The organism is Staphylococcus sp. 2S1, from assembly GCF_046721335.1.
GTDB classification, from domain to species: Bacteria; Bacillota; Bacilli; order Staphylococcales; family Staphylococcaceae; genus Staphylococcus; species Staphylococcus equorum_A.
The window spans coordinates 1,956,750-1,977,307 of sequence record NZ_JBEUUJ010000003.1 but is presented as its reverse complement, the minus strand read 5'-3'; the positions used below and the strand labels follow the sequence as shown (position 1 = coordinate 1,977,307).

The 20,558-nt window shown below is 33.1% G+C and carries 11 protein-coding genes and 4 pseudogenes; 1 reads left to right on the top strand and 14 read right to left on the bottom strand.

Features of this window, described 5'->3' with window-relative positions; translation table 11 throughout:
* Positions 1-39: 39 nt before the first annotated feature.
* The 7 genes and pseudogenes from ABLV90_RS10445 to rbfA all read right to left on the bottom strand — a co-directional run.
* Positions 40-912 (bottom strand): annotated as a pseudogene (locus tag ABLV90_RS10445) (cell division protein FtsK); the annotation flags it as partial.
* Positions 913-1,219: 307 nt separating this feature from the next.
* The gene (rnjB, locus tag ABLV90_RS10440) at positions 1,220-2,863 is read right to left on the bottom strand and encodes a ribonuclease J2 (protein ID WP_460872877.1); all 1,644 of its coding nucleotides are present in this window, start codon (positions 2,861-2,863) and stop codon (positions 1,220-1,222) included.
* A gap of 442 nt (positions 2,864-3,305) precedes the next feature.
* A pseudogene (pnp, locus tag ABLV90_RS10435) lies at positions 3,306-5,407 on the bottom strand (polyribonucleotide nucleotidyltransferase).
* 154 nt (positions 5,408-5,561) lie between these two features.
* Positions 5,562-5,831, bottom strand: a complete 270-nt coding sequence (gene rpsO, locus ABLV90_RS10430) for a 30S ribosomal protein S15 (protein WP_427704728.1) — start codon at positions 5,829-5,831, stop codon at positions 5,562-5,564.
* Between the two features lie 104 nt (positions 5,832-5,935).
* Positions 5,936-6,907 (bottom strand): riboflavin biosynthesis protein RibF, encoded by a 972-nt coding sequence (ribF, locus tag ABLV90_RS10425; RefSeq protein WP_427704731.1) that lies wholly within the window; start codon positions 6,905-6,907, stop codon positions 5,936-5,938.
* Positions 6,908-6,920: 13 nt separating this feature from the next.
* Complete coding sequence (truB, locus tag ABLV90_RS10420; RefSeq protein WP_427704733.1) at positions 6,921-7,838, bottom strand: tRNA pseudouridine(55) synthase TruB; 918 nt, start codon at positions 7,836-7,838, stop codon at positions 6,921-6,923.
* Positions 7,839-7,965: 127 nt separating this feature from the next.
* On the bottom strand, positions 7,966-8,313 hold the full coding sequence (rbfA, locus tag ABLV90_RS10415) for a 30S ribosome-binding factor RbfA (protein WP_460872876.1): 348 nt from the start codon (positions 8,311-8,313) through the stop codon (positions 7,966-7,968).
* A 1,006-nt stretch (positions 8,314-9,319) separates the two neighbouring features.
* Between rbfA and ABLV90_RS10410 the strand changes: the two genes are divergently transcribed.
* Positions 9,320-9,622 carry a hypothetical protein gene (locus ABLV90_RS10410; RefSeq protein WP_460872605.1) on the top strand — a complete coding sequence of 101 codons (303 nt, stop codon included), beginning with the start codon at positions 9,320-9,322 and terminating at the stop codon, positions 9,620-9,622.
* Positions 9,623-9,685: 63 nt separating this feature from the next.
* Here the strand turns inward: ABLV90_RS10410 and ABLV90_RS10405 are convergent, their stop codons facing one another.
* The 7 genes and pseudogenes from ABLV90_RS10405 to ABLV90_RS10375 form a co-directional block, all read right to left on the bottom strand.
* The gene (locus tag ABLV90_RS10405) at positions 9,686-10,681 is read right to left on the bottom strand and encodes a hypothetical protein (RefSeq protein WP_427704738.1); all 996 of its coding nucleotides are present in this window, start codon (positions 10,679-10,681) and stop codon (positions 9,686-9,688) included.
* Positions 10,682-11,383: 702 nt separating this feature from the next.
* Positions 11,384-13,507 (bottom strand): annotated as a pseudogene (infB, locus tag ABLV90_RS10400) (translation initiation factor IF-2).
* A gap of 4 nt (positions 13,508-13,511) precedes the next feature.
* Positions 13,512-13,829, bottom strand: a complete 318-nt coding sequence (locus tag ABLV90_RS10395; RefSeq protein WP_002507846.1) for a L7Ae/L30e/S12e/Gadd45 family ribosomal protein — start codon at positions 13,827-13,829, stop codon at positions 13,512-13,514.
* The gene (rnpM, locus tag ABLV90_RS10390; RefSeq protein WP_069816016.1) at positions 13,826-14,110 is read right to left on the bottom strand and encodes an RNase P modulator RnpM; all 285 of its coding nucleotides are present in this window, start codon (positions 14,108-14,110) and stop codon (positions 13,826-13,828) included. Before rnpM ends, ABLV90_RS10395 begins: the two co-directional genes overlap by 4 nt.
* A gap of 17 nt (positions 14,111-14,127) precedes the next feature.
* Positions 14,128-15,303, bottom strand: coding sequence for a transcription termination factor NusA (gene nusA / locus ABLV90_RS10385; protein ID WP_460872604.1), 1,176 nt, complete (start codon positions 15,301-15,303; stop codon positions 14,128-14,130).
* 23 nt (positions 15,304-15,326) lie between these two features.
* Positions 15,327-15,794: a ribosome maturation factor RimP gene (gene rimP / locus ABLV90_RS10380; RefSeq protein ID WP_069816020.1), complete on the bottom strand. Its 468-nt coding sequence runs from the start codon at positions 15,792-15,794 to the stop codon at positions 15,327-15,329.
* A gap of 187 nt (positions 15,795-15,981) precedes the next feature.
* Positions 15,982-20,299, bottom strand: a pseudogene (locus ABLV90_RS10375) (PolC-type DNA polymerase III).
* Positions 20,300-20,558: the final 259 nt, after the last annotated feature.

Here is a 20,558-nt window from a genome sequence, read left to right as displayed (position 1 = left end):
TGGCTCATTGGCATCTTCTTGATCGCGCGTGCGTTGACTACGTTTGTATTTTTTATTTTCCGTAGGTTGAGCACTATCATCATCGTTATCACCATGTCCATATATAGGTATGGATTGTTGCTGTTCTGCAGTTAAATTTGAAACTTCAGGTAAATCACTTACATCTTTAACTTCATTATTAGCTTCATCCTGAGTAGCGACTTGTTGTGCTTGCAATTCAGCTTTTTTCTCTGCTTTTACACGCATTTTAGCATCTTTTTTAATTTTATTTTGTTTTCTTTTTTCTTTTAAGTTTACAGAAGCATCTTGACTTTTAATTTTCACCTTTTCAAATACGATTTTCGATACATCACGATGACTTTGCTTTAAAAGTAAAATTGCACTTGAAGCAATCAATAAAATTGTCACAATAATAATACCAACAATAGAAATTAAAGGCGTGAATAAAGTTAATAAGTAATATCCTATTAACCCTCCACCAAAATTAGGGAAGTTAGTCTGTTCATAAGCCTTATAGACAAATGACAATACTGGTTCTCGTTCAGCTTGTGCATTATTAGTAAAGTAAAAGAAGATTTGTGTCACTAACAATAGTGCGAATTGTAATAGAAAAGCACCAACTGTACGTCTTGTCTTCGGTAAAGCTTTATAATAAGTGATAAATATTGTGCCTATAATTAGTAATATATATGTTATGAAACGGCTATTACCGAATAAATAGTTCAAGAAACTATCTATCATTGTTCCAATAATACCAAGTTGGAACGCGCCTAGTATAATTAATACAAAAGCGATAATAGCAAAAACATATCTAATAGGACTGTCGCTTTGTTTTTTCTTTTTATTTGTTGTTTTCTTTCTTGTATTTGTTGGTTTTCTCTTAGTTGTAGTTCTCTTTTTTGTTTGTGCCACGTTCCACACCTACTTTTCTAACTCTGATTTCAATTTTATTTTAATCCTATACCCATTGATTGTTATGTGAATCACTTTTATTCATCGTAAATAATATGTATTTAGATTTTATTATATAAGTATGTTTGTATAATAAAAGTTTATTTGTATTCTATAATAACATAAAAGAGGTAAGACAATGTTCGCTTTGAGTGGATTTAAAGGTTGCTTGCATGTCATATTTAAGATATAACAATCAACTGCAATCTACTTTTAAATATGTTTACCTAAGCGTTTGTCTTAACCTCTTTGTTTAGTATGGAAACTATTAAATTTCAGAAATAACTGGAATAATCATCGGACGACGTTTCGTGTTTTCAAATAATAACTTGCTAATTTGATCACGCATACTTTGTTTGATTTCAGACCATTCAATGCGTTTTTCTTGTAGTCCTAGTTCAACGATTTCACGCACTTTTTCTTCAGCTTCATTTAATAAAGCTTCACTTTCTCTAACATAAACGAAACCTCTAGATTGAATTTCTGGTCCAGTTGCAATTCGTCTGTTTTTCGGATCAAGTGTTACGACCGCAATAAAGATACCATCTTCTGCTAATAAATGACGATCTCTCAGAACGATATTTCCTACGTCTCCAACACCAATACCATCGATAAGCACGTTACCAAAATTCACTTTTTCATTTAAAATCATTTCGTCACCATCATAGTTAACGACATCACCTTTTTCCACAAGGAAGATTTTCTCAGGTTTTACGCCTGATTCATTCGCTAATTTTGCATGAGCAATTTGCATTTTAAACTCACCATTTACTGGTATAAAGTATTCTGGTTTCATAATATTAATCATCATCTTCAATTCTTCCATGCAACCATGACTTGAAGTGTGTATTTTTTTACTACTAGGTAAGATTTCTGCACCAACACGCGCTAATTCATTTAGCGTGTTACCAACGATGACTTCCATACTTGCAGAAGCAGTAATTGCTAGGAATACAGAATCCCCTTGTTCAATATTCATTATTTTATGTTTCTTTTGAGCCATTTGACTTAATGCTTCTACTGGTTCACCTTGCATACCAGTTGCAATAATAATAACTTCATTTTTAGGATAATTTTCAACTTCATTAATTGGAATTAATAAGTCCTTAGAAATATCAAAATAGCCCATCTTTCTAGCGATATTAAATGAACTTTCTAATGAACGGCCTAAGAAAGAAACTTTTCTATTCAATCTCTGAGCCAAATTCAATACTTGCTGAATGCGGATAAAGTTCGATGCGTAACATGAAACAATTAGTCTGCCTTTTACTTTAGTAAACGCATCATACATATGTGATTCAATGACATTTTCTGGTGTATTATAACCTGGTTTTTCTGCCTCAGTGGAATCACTGATGAGCGCAAACACGCCTGCTTCGCCTATTTCAGTCATTTTTTTCAAGTCTGGTGCATAATGACCTTGTAGACTTTGATCAAATTTAAATTCGCCAGTATAAACAATCGCACCATATGATGTATGAATACATACGCCTAAACTGTCTGGAATACTATGCGTTGTATTGAAAAATGTAATGTTTACCCCTTTAAAACGCATAACTGATTCATTATTCACTGTATAATATCTTACTTTTTTATTAATATTACGTGCTTTCATATTTTCTTTAATTAACGCGATTGTCAATTTAGAACCGTACACAGGTGCATCTACTTGTTCTAATACATATGTGACAGCCCCGATAGCGTGTTCATGGCCATGCGTTAAAAATATACCTTTTAATTTATCTTTATTATCAATGACATATTGAATGTCAGGAATTACAATGTCCACACCTAGCATTTCATCTTCTGGGAACATCAGCCCCGCATCTAACATGAACATTTCATCGTCTACTTCAACGACATACATATTTTTCGCAATTTCTCCAACTCCGCCAAGTGGAATTATACGAATATTTTTATTTTTTTCTTAATTAAACTCAAAATGTTACCTCCTATTTAAATTCCCGTCCATATATAAACTCATAGTATATTATAAGTTAAAATAGGCTTTATGTACACTATTAAAGTAATTACTATAAATAGTTCGGGATTGATATCAATAAATAAACAATTACTTATAAATCTTCAATATTTTCTATGTTTTGTTTTATATTTTCATATTCACGTTTTTACTACAATAGAAACTATGAATTTCCTGAAAATTAAACTTTAGTCTTATACACTTATGTATTTAATTACTTACGCAATAATTCTGCTAATATTTGCATTAAATAAAAAAGAAACCAGTATACTTTGATATGAAAACCGTTTAAGAATAGAACAGGAAACATTCTATCGTAACGCGATTCATATCATTTACTAGTTTCTAATAAAATTCGATTTTTTATTTTATATTAATTTGATAAAAGCACTTTATGAGACGCATTCACGCGACCTTGTTTATCAATTTCTGTTACTTTTATTTTAAATGTATCTCCAATTTTCAATACATCTTCTACTTTATCAATACGTTCATTTGCAATTTGTGAAATATGAACTAAAGCATCTTTACCAGGGAATAATTCAACAAATGCACCGTATTTTTCAATACGTTTTACTTTGCCTTCATATACTTGGCCAACTTCAGCTTCACGCGTAATATCTTCTATGATACTACGTGCTTCGGCGATTGCATCTTTATCAACAGCACCTATAAAGATTGTACCATCTTGTTCAATATCAAGTTTCACACCTGTTTGATCAATGATTTCATTAATTTTCTTACCGCCAGGTCCAATAACATCTCTGATTTTTTCAGGTTTGATTGTCATCGTAACGACTTTAGGTGCAAACGCACTTAACTCACCGCGTGTTGTATCAATTGTTTGTAGCATATGTTCTAAAATAGCTAAACGACCTTCACGTGCTTGGTCTAAAGCTTCTCTAATAATCTCTTTTGTTAGACCATCAATTTTAATATCCATTTGTATTGCAGTAATGCCTTCAGACGTGCCGGCTACTTTAAAGTCCATGTCACCTAAAGCATCTTCCATACCTTGAATATCCGTTAAAATAGTGTAACTATCATCACGTGTTACTAATCCCATAGCAATACCGGCTACTGGTGCTTTAATAGGAACACCTGCATCCATTAAGGCTAACGTAGAACCACAAATTGACGCTTGTGAAGATGAACCATTTGATTCTAATACTTCACTCACAATTCTTACAGTATAAGGGAAGTCTTTAGTATCTGGAATAACATGACTCAATGCACGCTCACCTAAAGCACCGTGACCAATTTCACGACGTCCTGGAGAACGAACTGGACCTGTTTCACCAACTGAATAGTTAGGGAAGTTGTAATGGTGCATGAAACGTTTTTGTTGTTCCTCACCAAGGCCATCAAGAATTTGATATTCGCTCATTGAACCTAATGTTAACACAGATAGTGCTTGTGTTTGACCTCGTGTAAATAAGCCAGAGCCGTGTACGCGTGGTAACACACCAACTTCTGATTCTAGTGGACGAATTTCATCTGATTTACGGCCATCAGGTCTGATTTTTTCTTCAGCGATTAATCTTCTTACTTCTTCTTTTACTAAACTATTTAAAATGCCATGCACATCTTTAATTAGTGCAGCATTATTAGCATCTTCTTCATCAATAAATTCTGAAACAACTTTTTCTTTTAATGTGTCAAGATTGATATCACGTTGCTGTTTATCAAACGTTAATACAGCTTCTTTCAAACCATTGGCTTCAGTAAGCTGTTTCACTTTTTCTGCAAGCGTTTCGTCTTGTTCAACAGGTGTGAATGGTGTTTTCACTGGTTGGATGTGATCCACGATTTCTTGTTGGAAATTAACTAAACGTTGTATTTCATTATGACCAAAGAAGATTCCCTCAAGCATTTCACTTTCAGTAATTTCACTTGCGCCTGCCTCAACCATATTTACAGCATCTTTGTGACCAAGCAACTTCTAAATCAAGACGCGACACTTCTTTCTGTGCAACAGTTGGGTTAATTACGTATTCACCATCAACATAGCCTACGTTGACACCAAGCAATAGGTCCTTGGAATGGAATGTCTGAAACACTAAGTGCCATAGATGAACCTATCATCGCTGCCATTTCTGGAGAACAATCAGGATCAGCACTTAATACGGTATTCATGATTTGTACATCATGTTTATATCCTTTAGGGAAAAGCGGACGAATTGGTCTGTCAATTAAGCGCGCAGTTAATGTTGCTTCGTCGCTTGGACGTCCCTCACGTTTTTTAAATCCACCAGGAATTTTACCTGCTGCATACATTTTTTCTTCATAATTTACCATTAATGGGAAAAAGTCAACATCGCGTGGTTCTTTTGAAGCTACTGCAGTAGATAATACTACTGTATCACCATAACGAACTAGCACGGCACCATTAGCTTGTTTAGCAAGTTGCCCTATTTCAATCGTTAATGATCTATTTGCCCATTCAGTTTTAAAAACTTTTTTCTCTTGAGACATTACGAATCTCCTCTCATATATCTATTAGTTACATCATATCATTTCTTAGAAAAATTTTATATTAGTATATTACTTTTTAAATAATATGCTTTCTAGATTATAAAAAAGGGAAAGGACCCTGAAGGTTCTTTCCCTTTCAATATCCATCTTAAAATTAACGACGGATACCTAATGATTTAATTAATTCACGGTAACGTTGTACATCTTTGCCACGTAAATAGTTAAGTAAATGTCTACGACGACCTACCATTTTTAATAGTCCACGACGTGAATGGTGGTCTTTCGTGTGTTGACGTAAATGTTCGTTTAATGTAGTGATTTCTTCAGTTAACACAGCGATTTGTACTTCTGGAGATCCAGTATCCGCTTCGTGTGTACGATATTCTTTAATTAGTTCATTTTTACGTTCTTGTGAAATTGCCATAGTCAATTTCCTCCTTTAATTTTTATGCGCCTTTAACCGAGCGAACCGTTGGAGACTCGGACTGCCAAGATAAAGGTGCCTTAAATGTGTAAAACACATTCGACTTAAATATTATATGATATTTCGTCTCCAAAATCAACTGATAATAAGTATTTCGCTTTTTCTTTATCTTTATTCATTTGTTCTACTAAAGGATCTATCCCATCAAATTTAATTTCTGGTCTTAAATAATGATGCCAAAATACAGTGACACGCTCGCCATAAATATTTTCATTAAAATCAAATAAATTCACTTCTATGACTACTTGAGCTTTAGAAGGGTCATGAAATGTTGGTTTCACACCAACATTAGCCACACCTCGATAGACCTTTTTATTCGCCCCAATTTCCATACTTACCGCGTAAACACCATTTTTAGGCAAAACATAATCACCGCTAGGTTGAACATTTGCTGTTGGAAATCCAATGGTTCTTCCACGTTTTTCACCTTGCACAACTGTCCCTTTAATACGATAGAGATAATCTAATTCTTCATTAGCCTTTTGCAAGTCACCTGTTTTAAGCGATTTTCTAATTTCAGTAGTTGAAATTTTTTCAGATTCTATTTCTTGTTTACTTACCACTGTCGTATTAAATTCAGTCATTTCATTTAATATCATCATATTACCTTTACCAAATTTACCAAATGTAAAATCAAAACCAGCTACTACTTCTTTAACATTATTTTTTATAATATACTCTTCTATGAAAGTTTCAGCGGGTACATTAGCAAATTTTGAAGAAAAGTTAATAACAATACAATAATCTATGCCATAGGACTCTAATATTTCAACTTTATCTTGTATTGGTGTTAAATAATCGGTACGTTTACGTTCAGGATTTAGAACTACCGAAGGATGAGGATCAAACGTCATCACAGCTTTTTTTAAATTGGATGCTTTTGCTTTTTGCTCTAAAATATCAAATACTTTCGCGTGCCCCTTATGCATGCCATCAAAAAAACCAAAAGCCATGGCAACGTCTTCTGTTATATATTGATCTTCTTGAATTGGATGAGCTACTTCTATCACTTTCATGCGTATTTCTCCTTTAGTTAAATACCTTCTTAGGCTTAATTTCGTCAATTTTTTCAGGATGTGGCGCATAAATTGCTAAGACTTTATTGTCTGTAACATCTACCAATGCCACTATCGTATCTATTGTTTCTGTGAATTCATTTTTATAGAATTTTTGGCCATTTAAAATTTTGCTTTTTACTACTGCATCTGAAATCAAAATTTGTTTTAAACCTTTTAATCCATATTCTATAGGAAATAGCTTTTCTTGTAACGCGTCATGCTCATGTAATTCTGCAACGTCATTTAGTGTAAGACTTTCATCTACATCAAATCCACCACTTTGAATTCTAGTTAATTTTGACATATGGGCTGGAAGTCCTAAGGCTTTTCCAATATCTGTCGCTAATGTTCTGATATATGTTCCTTTGCCACATTCCACTAAAATTTCGAAATGACAACTGTTATCTTCAAAGCGTAGTTCAGATGTACGGTTAATATGCATAATATTAACTTGTCGTTCTGGTCTTTCTACTACTTCGTTATTCCTCGCATATTCATATAGTTTTTTTCCATTCACTTTTACTGATGAGTACATCGGTGGTATTTGAGTAATCGTTCCTTCAAATTGATTCAATATTTGGTCAATGTCTTGAACTGTAATTTCATCTTGCGCAATAGTTGTTCGCTCAAGAATTTCACCGGTTTGATCCTCAGTAGTTGTACTACTTCCAAGTGTAACAGTCGCTTTATAAGATTTTCCCATATCCATAATGTAATCACTGACTTTAGTTGCACCACCAATACATATAGGTAAAACGCCTGATACTTCTGGGTCTAAAGTGCCAGTATGTCCAACTTTTTTTGTTTTTAAAATTTTCCTCAATTTAAATACTACATCGTGGCTTGTTAAACCACGTTCTTTATACACAGGCAAAATACCGTTATACATCTTTACGCCACCTTTAATGCTCTTTTTTTCATTACTCTCATATTAACATGACTTAGCTTGCTTTGTGTTATGTAAAAAAGCTGAAACATAAAATCTAAAGAGATTTTGTTCCGACTTGGTATAATAATTAATCTTTTTTGTGCAAATCTTGAATCATTCTTTCAATTTTATTTCCGTAATCAATTGATTCATCATATTCAAAATTCAATTCAGGAATAATTCGTAATCTCATTCTTGAACCTAGTTCAGATTTAATAAAACCTTTTGCCTTTTCTAACCCTTTAAAAGTATCTTCTTTTTGTTTTTCATTACCTAATACTGTTAAATAGATTGTTGCAATTGATAAATCATTTGTTAATTGCACATCTGTAATCGTTAAAAATCCGATTCTTGGGTCTTTGACTTTGTTATTAGCGATATCCATAATTTCTTGCTTCATCTGTTCGCCAACACGTTCGACTCTCATATTCATTATATTCACCTCACACGATTTATTTGTCCGGGAAATGTTTCCTTACTTAAAGATTATATGACAGTTCATTTCATAACGTCAAACAAATTTATTATTTCAGTTGGTTATATTTTTAAAAGTTTCGTTCGAGTCCTGTACACTTTATATTGTACATTATTAACAAAAAATAAACATTTTATGACAGTTAGGCATTATTTTAATTCCTAACTGTTAACTTATGAAACATTTTTTCATTAATAGTCAATAAAATCTATTTTAAATTGCTCAAGTGTTTAATATTATGCCTAACTGTTATTTTAAGAAGATTTTTTGACATAGAAACACCTAACCTACGCTTATAAATGTTTTTTATAAAGTTTTACACATTATATAAATTGTAATGTTATACTGTAAGCCAACTTAATAATTAAGTTTATTTATTTTAGGAGTTGTGAATGATTGGAAAAACCAGAAAGACTTTTATATATTTATACCCGCTTTTTAAACGGAAAGAAACTCAATAAAGAAGAACTCGCACAGCGAGCTTAACGTCAATGTTCGTTCAATTCAGCGAGATTTTAGTGATATTAACAGTTTTTTATATGAAGATAACGAATGGCATGGTATTGATGGAGAAATAATATACGATAATAACTTTGAAAAACATTGTTTAAGAATCAACAAATATAAATTTAAAAATAATAGATTACTTAACTTGTTATTTAGATTGAAAAATTTTACACCGATAATACATGAAGACACTTATAATCTTATTAGAGGGCTTAATGCAAACTCTAATTTTGCTGAAAAAATCCTGTCTAACAAGCTCTTAAGCCAGTTCAAAGTGACGTGTGAGATGAGCAAAACCACGTTAATTTTCAGACTCCAAATGGCCATTGAAAATAATAATTTTGTTGCAATACATATAAGTAATAATTTGACTATAAAAGTAATTCCAATATATACTAGATATTTTTCTAACAAATACTGGTTTACTTATTTGTATCAAGGAAAGATACACATATTAAATTTGTCTTCAATTATAAATATCGATCAACTTAATGAAGTGTTTGATAAAACTATTTTTTCAGATATTCAGTCTGTAAAGTTACTCATTAAAGATCCTCTGTGGTCAGAAATACAAAGACAGTTCATTATTATAGACAGAACTGAAAGTGATCATGGGACTATCGCACATATTATTATTTCAAAAAAAGAAAGCATACAAATTGCATATGACTATCCACAATATATTACAATTATAGAACCTCAACATTATGTAGATGAATTCAAAGCACATATCCAGACTTTGTTTAAAAACTATTACATTTAAAATTAGCCTATACTCACCTTAGATATCTTCTATGCTGAATATAGGCTTTTTATAATTAATATTTCAGTGTTGATGCTCTACATTTTTTTGCATCGCGCTAATTTTTCTATAAAAATCTGAATTACCTTTTTCTCGCTTTTCTTTTTGTTCTTTATTCCAGTTGTAATATTCTATTTTACTCAATTCTTGTTTTTTTCTTAAACGTATTTTGTGTTCTTGGTAACTTAACACATTGCATAAAGTAACATGGCGGTTTTGTTTTGAAGCAAGTACGAATAAATGATCTATTAGGTAGTCACATATTGAACTATGAGCAAAGTTCTTCAAAATCGAAATATATAATTCTTCCTCACTAACAAGATAAATGCGATGCTTATCATCGTTTAAAAGTTTCAACAACAAATTAAAACTCATTCTCTGAGAAGGTAATCCATGTTTAAATGTTAAAAAATCTTTTGGTATTCCTGCAGTATGCCCCGATTGATAAGGAAAAAAATTAAGTACCATAACTCTGTTTGGGTCAATATTAAAACGTTTTAGAGTCGAAGAAGCGTTATATAAATATTTCATAAACCATCTATGTTTATCTATATAGGGTAAAAACAGTTTCTCACCATTAAATGTTAATCTACCTTGTATATCCAATAATATTCTTTGCCGATAATCTATCACTACAGATTCTGGTATATCAGGTTCGTACATTTTAAAATCGTTTTCTGGCTGCTTTTTTAATATAACAATATCAGCTAAATCAGGGTTCCCAAAATATGGTCTAGCTATAGCAGGATTTATTTCTGCATTTTCAAATAAAATTCTTTGTCTATTTTTATCAATAATTACTTTTCCGTTTGCAAAATCTATCATTTTTTTAAATCTAGGTATTTCAGCAAAGTTATTCCCAAAATGCTCTTTAAAATATGCTAAATCCTGTGGATGTAAGAACGCTGTCGTATCATCATTTTTTATAATTTGTTCTAAAGTATTTTGATCATAAATAGAGTTATATTGCTTCAAATATTCTTGCCAAAATTCATTGATCTCCCTTAAATATTCACTCATCATTTATAACCTCCTATTTCATTTAATTGTAATTAAGTACATAGACAGCTAGTGTCAGTAAAATAGTTATCCCAAAATTTCACTATAATATTTTGACTTATTCGCAACCAAATAAATACATATGATTTACAAAACATATGCTACCCTTTTTTAATATTTAATTATTGTGAAAACTGTTTGGTTAAAGCGTTTTTATAATTTGATTTTTAAAGTAAGCTACATCATTACGAGGGGTTAAAATTTTTTGTTTCTAATTGAAGTTGTAATATTAAGTCATGTTATATTTTAATCCATAAACTAAATCGCTAGTTTTTATGTAATAATATCATTATACTTATATATTTCACTTTTGGACAGCACTTTAATATTAAAAATACAGCCATAGCATCTTTTCCAGATAAAAAGCCTCCAATAATTTGTATGCTTAAGAACGACTACATACTAATTACTATAAAGGCATTTGATTTATTTTTATATAGAAAATCATTGTTCAAATTCAGTTATATATTTTCACTACAAATATGACAATACTTTGAGCCAACTCCTGCGGCAAAGCACTAGCCAAAAACTACAGGTTGAAGCTGTGCCTGCTGAAATCGTGCATAAAAAAATGCCAACAAAGTCAGAGACTTTGTTGACACTCTGAAAGCCTCTAAATTATTGGAGGTTTTCTATCATTAAATTGGATTCATCTCCAATTATTTATCTTTTTATTTCGACCATTTCGAAAGCTTCAATAATGTCGCCTTCTTTTAAGTCATTGTATTTCTCAACTGTGATACCACATTCGTAGCCTTTAGCAACTTCTTTAGCATCATCTTTAAAACGTTTTAGAGTGTCTAATTCGCCCTCAAATTGTACAATATTATCTCTGATGACACGAACGCCGGCGTTACGCGTGATTTTACCATCTATAACATAACTACCTGCGATTGTACCAACTTTAGAAACTTTGAATGTTTGACGAACTTCTGCTTGTCCAATTATTTGTTCTTCGAATTCTGGATCTAGCATACCTTTCATCGCGAATTCAATTTCTTCTATAACACTATAAATAACACGGTGTAGACGCATATCAACGCCTTCAGTCTCAGCAAGCACGTTTCGCGCCTGTATCAGGACGCACGTTAAAGCCAATAATAATACCATTTGAAGCGTTAGCTAATGTAACGTCAGATTCGTTAATTGCACCCACAGCAGTGTGAATGATACGTACATTGACGCCTTCAACGTCTATCTTCATTAGAGATGCGACAAGTGCTTCTACTGAACCTTGCACGTCACCTTTAATAATAACATTTAAGTCTTTCATTTCACCTTGTTTCATTTGTTCAAACAAGTTATCTAATGAAACACTCTTACTTTCATGACGTTGTTGAATTACGTTCGCTTCATGACGAGATTCACCAATACGTCTTGCTTGTTTTTCATCTTTGAAAACCACAAATCGATCGCCTGCTTTTGGCACATCATGAATACCAGTAATTTCAACTGGTGTAGATGGTCCTGCAGTTTTAATACGTTGGCCTAGGTCATTGACCATAGCACGAATTCTACCATACGTATTTCCAACTACTAAAGAGTCACCAACGTTAAGTGTACCATTTTGTACTAATAATGAGGCTGATGGACCACGTGATTTATCTAATTCGGCTTCAATTACTGTACCGACAGCTTTTTTACTTGGGTTAGCTTTTAATTCTTGTACTTCAGAAGTAAGTACAATCATTTCTATTAAATCATCAATGCCATCTCCGCTTAATGCTGAGAGTGGAACAAAGATTGTATCGCCGCCCCAATCCTCAGGTACTAAACCATATTCAGTTAGTTCTTGCATTACACGATCTGGATTTGATGTTGGTTTATCAATTTTGTTAACAGCAACAATTGTAGGGACATTTGCTTCTTTAGCATGATTGATTGCTTCAATTGTTTGAGGCATAACACCATCATCTGCTTGCTACAACTAAAACAGTTATATCCGTCACTTGTGCACCACGCGCACGCATTGTTGTAAACAGTCGCGTGACCTGGAGTATCTAGGAACGTAATTTTTTTACCATCATTTTCAATTTGGTAAGCACCAATATGTTGTGTAATACCACCGGCTTCTGCGGCTGTTACTTTTGTATGACGAATAGAATCTAGTAACGTTGTTTTACCATGGTCAACGTGCCCCATGATTGTAACAACCGTTGGACGTTCAACAGCATCTTCATCTTCAGTTTCATCATCGAAGTAAATTGATAAATCTTCTTCATCAATAACAATTTCTTTTTCAGCTTCAACACCGTAATCATCAACGATTAACTCAAGTGTTTCTTCATCTAATGATTGATTAATATTAGCCATAATACCAAGTAAGAATAACTTTTTAACAATACCTGAAGACTCTACGTTTAATTTCTCAGCAAGTTCACCTACTGTAATACCTTCTTGATAAGTGATTTTTTCTGGAATTTCTTTAGGTTCTTCTTGTTTTATTTGTTTTGATTTTTTATTATTCTTTTTGTTGTTTTTGTTATTCGGTTTATTATTGTTTGATTTATTATTTTGGTTACCTTTGTTATTTTGATTATTCTTGTTGTTTTGGTTACCTTTATTATTTGATGATTGTTGCTTGTTTTGAGCAGTTTTTTGTTGTTTTTTCTCTGCTTCTTTTGCTTTTTCAGGTTTGTAAATTTTATCTAATGCGTGGATTTGATTATCTTCTAACGTTTGCATATGACTTGTTACCTCAACGTCCATCTTTTGCAATTCGTCGATAATATCTCTACTCTTTAATTTTAAATCTTTAGCGTATTCGTAAATTCTTTGTTTACTCATATAGTCACTCCTTACGATATTCATCAATCATTGACAATAACTTTTTAGCAAAGCCTTGATCAGTGATTCCAATGTTTACACGTTCTGCTTTACCCAAAGCCTGTCCTAATTCAGCTCTCGTTCCAAATATGCGTAATGATATATGGTAACTTTCACATTTGTTCTGCATCACTTTCATTGTGTTGTCAGAAGCATCTGTTGCAATGATTACGAGCTTTAATTTATTGTTCTTCAAATCATTTATAATGACTGATTCGCCTGTTTTCACTTTTCCCGCACGCATTGCTAATCCTAAAAAATTCACAATTTTTTCTTTTGTCATTTAGGTATCTCTTCACGATAGATAAGACGTATAATCTCTTTATAAACAGGCTCTAACGTTTCAGCATTAGATTTGAAATATCTTTCTAATGTTTCCTTTTGTTGTGCTTCTTCTACTAATTTAACATTTTTAGATACATAAGCGCCACGGCCTTGTTGTTTGCCAGTTGCATCAGCAAAAATTTGTCCGTCTTTATTAATTACAACTCTAATCATGTCATTCTTAGGGTACATTTCATTTGAAAGTATACATTTACGCATTGGAATTTTTTTCTTTTTCATAAAGTTATCACTCCAAGTTATTTTTCAGCGTCTTCTTCTTCAGTTACTGTTTCAGAAACTTCATTGACTGTTTCTTCCAAATCAACATTTTCTTCGTCAACAACATCATTAAGTTGATCTTCTGTATCTTCAACATCTACCGGATAGACACCTGCTTCTCTAGCATCTGTTTCTGATTTAATATCAATTTTCCAACCAGTTAATTTAGCAGCTAAACGGGCATTTTGTCCACGTTTACCTATAGCTAATGATAATTGATAATCTGGCACTACAACTACGGTTGATTGGTTTTCTTCATCAACAATAACTTGTAATACTTGTGATGGGCTTAAAGCATTTTTTACAAACACTTTAGGATCTTCATCCCATTGCACAATATCAATTTTCTCTCCGCCAAGTTCTTCAACAACAGCTTCAACACGACTACCTTTAGAACCTACACAAGCACCTACTGCATCGATGTCATGGTTGTCTGAGTGTACACTGATTTTTGAGCGATCGCCGGCTTCGCGAGCTACAGATTTTACTACAACTGTACCGTCAAAGATTTCTGGCACTTCTTGTTCAAATAAACGTTTTAATAAACCTGGATGGCTTCTTGAAACGTATATTTGTGGTCCTTTTGTAGTTTGTTCAACTTTGTTCACATACACTCTTATTCTTTCGTTAGGAATGTAGCTTTCATTTGGACTTCTTTCTGCTTCAGACAATACAGCTTCAGTACGCCCTAAGTTTACATATACATAACGATGATCTACTCTGTCAATAAGACCAGTCACAATATCATCTTCTTTGTCGATGAATTCATCATAAAGTATTTCACGTTCAGCATCACGTAAACGTTGCATAACAGCTTGCTTAGTCGCTTGCGCACCTACACGTCCAAAATCACTTGGTGTTACGTCTTCTTCGTAAATATCACCAATTTCATATGCTGGGTTTTTTACTAGTGCCGTACTTAAATCGATTTCTTCTCTGTTATCAAATGATTCTTCAACCACTTCTTTACGTGCGATAACATTGAATGTACCTTCATCCATATTTAATTCAACACGAACGTTTCTTGCACTTTCATAATTCTTTTTATAAGCGGTAATTAATGCCGCTTCTATAGCATCAATTAATACTTCTCTAGGAATTTTCTTTTCTTTTTCTAAGTACTCAGTAGCTAATAATAATTCATTACTTGACACGATTTATCATCCTCCTCGTCACGTTATATAATTACTGCATGACGTGCTTTAGCGATTTTACTTCTTGGTATTTCAACTTGTTTTGTTCTTGACTTATCTTTGACTTCCATAACTATTGTTTCATCATCAACTGATTGCAATATACCTAACCATTCTTTTGCGCCTTCGATTGGAGCATATAAAGAAACAAATACGGGTTTAGTCACAGCGTTGTGATAATCTTTTTCTTTTTTAATTGGTCTTTCAGCACCAGGTGAGGCAACATCTAAATAATACATCTGTTCGATAGGATCTTCTGAGTCCATTACTTCACTGATTTTTTCAGAAGCAAGCGCACAATCATTTAAATCTACGCCACCTTCTTTATCGATAGATACTCTTAAAAAATGATCGTTTCCTTCTTTTGTAAACTCAACTTCTACTAATTCAAAATTTAAGTCGTCAAGGACAGGTTGAATTATTGCTTCAACTTGCTCAGTTATTTTACTCATGCTGACCTCCTGTTTTGGCAAATAGAAAAGAGCGGGTATTATGCCCACTCTTTCTGCCTGAGTCTAATTTTTTAAGCACTGTTATTATATCATATGTTTATTTGGTAGACAAATAACTATATTTGTAAAAAGCCTATAATGACAAGTTAATTCATGCTTTTTGTTTTTTATTAAGTCTTTTCGTTCATTACATATCGAATATTGATAATTGCGCTTTATCAGGCAAATTAGGTAAAGAGCCTAATTCATCTAAGTATTCTATTACTTTTTGTGATAAACCAGCCTTTTTATTTAAATCTTCTTTAGATAAAAATGGACCTTCTTCTCGAGCTTCTACAATTCTTTGCGCAACATTTTCACCTAAACCTGGAACAGATATAAATGGTGGAATCAATGTATCGCCTTCAATAATAAACTCAAATGATTTACTTTTTTCTAAACTAATTGGTCGCATACGAAAACCACGCTGTGCCATTTCATTCATTATTTCAAGCACTGTTAAAGTATCTTTTTCTTTTTTAGCTAAATCCATATAACGTGAATACATATCATTAACAGTATTGCGAATACTTTCTTTATCTTTAATCATTGTAATTAAATCAAAGTCAGATGCACGTACCGTGAAATAACTTGCATAATAATAAAGTGGATAATGTACTTTAAAGTAAGCAATTCTTACCGCCATTAACACATAAGTCTGCGGCATGGGCTTTAGGGAACATGTATTTTATTTTTCTACATGAATCTAAATACCAATCAGGTACTTCATTGTCTACCATTGCTTCAACCATATCGTCAGTCAATCCTTTACCTTTACGCACAAATTCCATTGTCTTAAAGGCAAGTGACGGCTCTAAACCGTTATACATTAAATAAACCATAATATCATCACGACAACAGATTACACTCGCTAAATCACATTTACCTGAACGTATTAAATCTTGAGCATTCCCTAACCATACATCTGTACCATGTGATAATCCTGATATTCTAACAAGCTCTGAAAATGTTGTTGGTTTCGTATCTTCTAACATTTGTCTAACAAAGCCAGTACCAAATTCTGGTACACCAAACGTGCCAGTTTTACATAAAATTTCCTCTTGTGTGACACCTAAAGGTTCAGGTGAACTAAAGATGCCCATCGTTTCTTTATCATCCACTGGAATTGTTTTAGGATCTATTCCTGATAAGTCTTGTAACATACGAATCATTGTTGGGTCATCGTGTCCAAGTATATCTAACTTCAGTACGTTATCATGAATGGAGTGGAAATCAAAATGCGTTGTCATCCAAGATGAAGACTGATCATCCGCTGGGAACTGTACAGGTGTAAAATCATATATATCCATATAATCAGGTACAACTATAATCCCACCTGGATGTTGTCCAGATGTACGTTTAACGCCTGTACAACCTTTAACAAGCCTGTCTACTTCTGCGCCACGTTTATGGATACCTTGGTCATTTAAATAACCTTTCACATAACCAAAAGCTGTTTTCTCTGCGACTGTACCAATTGTTCCGACACGGAATACTTTATCATCACCAAATAATTCTTTTGTATAATTATGTGCATTCGGTTGATATTCTCCACTAAAGTTCAAGTCAATATCTGGTACTTTATCGCCTTTAAAGCCTAAGAATGTTTCGAAAGGAATATCTTGACCTTCTTTAATAAGGACGCTACCACAAGTTTCACATTTTTTATCTGGTAAATCAAAACCAGAGCCAACAGAGCCATCATCAAAGAATTCACTCGTTTTACATTTTGGACAAATGTAATGTGGTGGTAATGGATTAACTTCTGTGATTTCTGTCATGGTTGCTACAAAACTTGAACCTACAGAACCACGTGAACCAACGAGATACCCATCATTTAAAGACTTTTTAACAAGTCGTTGTGAAATAAGGTATATAACAGAGAAACCATTACCTATAATACTTTCTAATTCTTTTTCAAGACGATCAATTACAATTTGTGGTAAATCTTCACCATAGAGGTCTTTCGCATTAGAATAGCTCATTTCTCGAATTTCTTCATTTGCGCCTTCCATTCTCGGTGTATATAGCTCATCTTTGATTGGAACAACGCGCTCTATACGATCTGCTAGCTCATTTGTATTCTTAATGACAAGTTCATAGGCTTTTTCTTCACCCAAGAAGTGCAATTCATCTAACATTTCGTCTGTAGTTCTAAAATGCGCCTTTGGCAATGTAGAACGGTTTAATGGATTACCAGGTTGTGCGGCAATCAATATTTTACGCGCAATTGAATCATGTTCATTTAAATAGTGTGCATTGCCTGTAGCTATGACTGGAATATCGTTAACTTCACCCGCACGGATTAAACGATTATATATTTCATGTAATGTTTCATTATCACGTATCAGTTCTCTATCAATTAGGCCTTGATATAAAGCAGGTGGTTGAATTTCAATGAAATCATAGTATTGAGCTATACGTTCAACTTGAGACTGGTCTTTTTGCATTACAGCAGTAAATACTTCTCCTTCGTCACATGCAGAACCAACGAGAATACCTTCACGATATTCATCTAATAGTGAACGTGGAATTCTAGGTGTTCGATAATAATATTGAACTAAGGACGCACTTACAATCTTGAACAAGTTTTTAAGACCCTGTTGATTTTGAACAATAAGCGTGACATGGTTCGGACGTGCACGTTTGTAAGCATCTTCGTTTGATAACGATGTATTAATATCTTGGTGATTATGAACACCCAGTTCTTCTAATTGTTTAAGCATTTTAATAAACATATAAGCCGTTGCTTCCGTATCGTAAATCGCTCTATGGTGTTGAGTTAACTCTACGCCGTACTTTTTGGCTAAGAAATTCAATCCATGTTTACCGTATTCAGTATTGATTGTTCTTGATAATTCAAGTGTATCTATTACAGCGTTTGTAGACGCGCCAATACCAACATGTTCATATCCGGTATCAATAAAGCCCATATCAAAGGATGCGTTATGTGCCACGAAAATAGCGTCCCCTACCCATGCTTTAAACTCAGTAAGGACTTCTTCAATTTCTGGTGCATCAACTAACATATCATCCGTGATATGTGTCAAATTAATAATAACGTCGGATAAACGTTCATGTGGGTTACTAAAACGTTCAAACTTATCAATGATTTCTCCGTCTTTAACTTTGACTGCGGCAAGCTCGATAATTTTATCATATTGATTAGATAAACCAGTCGTCTCAACGTCAAATACAACGTATGTTGCTGTTTTCAAATCACGATCCAAAGGTTTGTATGCAATAGGAACACCATCGTCAACTAACATACCTTCCATTCCGTAAATCATTTTAATACCATTTTTTTCAGCTGCCGCATGGGCGTCTGGAAAGGCTTGAACACCATTATGGTCAGTCACTGCAATGGCTTTATGACCCCACTTTGTTGCTTGATCTACGTACGATGAAATATTTGGTATGCCATCCATTTGACTCATTGCCGTATGCAAATGGAATTCTACTCGTTTTTCTTCAGATTTATCTTGCTTCGTAGCTTTTTTAATTTCTTCAATATCTGACATCATCATCACTAAATCACGAACAAATGAATCTTCTTCTATGCGTCCTTGTGCGCGAACCCATTTACCGACGCTTAATGCCTTAAAGTTATCTAAATCATCTTTATTTTTACGAGTGAACATTTTTAATACGAGCGAATCTGTATAGTCAGTTACCTTCAACTCTACAATGTGTCGCCCACTCTTCAACTCTTTTAAGTTAATATCAAAAATAACGCCTTCAACTGCTACTTTGAATTCTTCTTCAATAATTGAATCTATCGGTTTAATATTATCAATTTGGATTGGTTTACCTATTTGACACTTAGTTACCGAACTTTCATTATTATCTTGTTGTTTTGCCTTCTCGGCTTTCATTTTTTCTAATTTTTCAGTAGCTTCACGTGCACTTTTTTCATCTTCTTCTTGAATATGTGCTTCTAATGATGCTAAGTCATCTTCGTTGCCCACACTATCCGTTTCAAAAACTATCTTACTAATATCGAATCCACACTGTTGAAAAGCTTTAACTAAACTACCATTACAGGCTTTATCAAAATGGTCTCTCTCGATATCATTTTGACAAGTTACTTTCAGTACATCCCCCGACATAATTAAGCGTTTTTGCTTTAATTGTCCTTTTACTTTAGGTGAAAGTTTTGTTTGGTCGATACAATGATTAAAATACTTTATCGCATATTCATCTTGGTTTGATTTATTATTTATCGTAATATTACATTCTACATTTGCAATTGATTTAAACTCTTCTGTAATTGCACCTGTAAAAAGCAAATAATCTTCTATTGATAGAAAGTGTGGTAATGTGATTTGAAACACCCATGTACGATCTGTTGTCTTAACATCCACACGCGTTAGTTCACTTTGCTCCAAAATTTCTGGTTCCAAATGGTTTGTTATTTTAATTTGGTCAGCTAGGATTTTAAATTTTTCCTGATTTGTCATTGCCATGACGATAACCACCTTACTATTAATTACACTGCTTTACTTGTATATGCTTACTTACATTAAATGACGGTGTATGTATTATTATTCCATTCTCTATATTATAACGGATATGTGTGAAATTCTAATAGTTAAACTTAATAACTTAAATTCATATTTTTGTGAATAACAAATGGGAGCGGAACAGAAATCAAACTTTAAAATTTGATTTCGTATTCCCGCCCCTCTTTAAAAGTTTGAAACAAACACATTTAGAAATCAGACA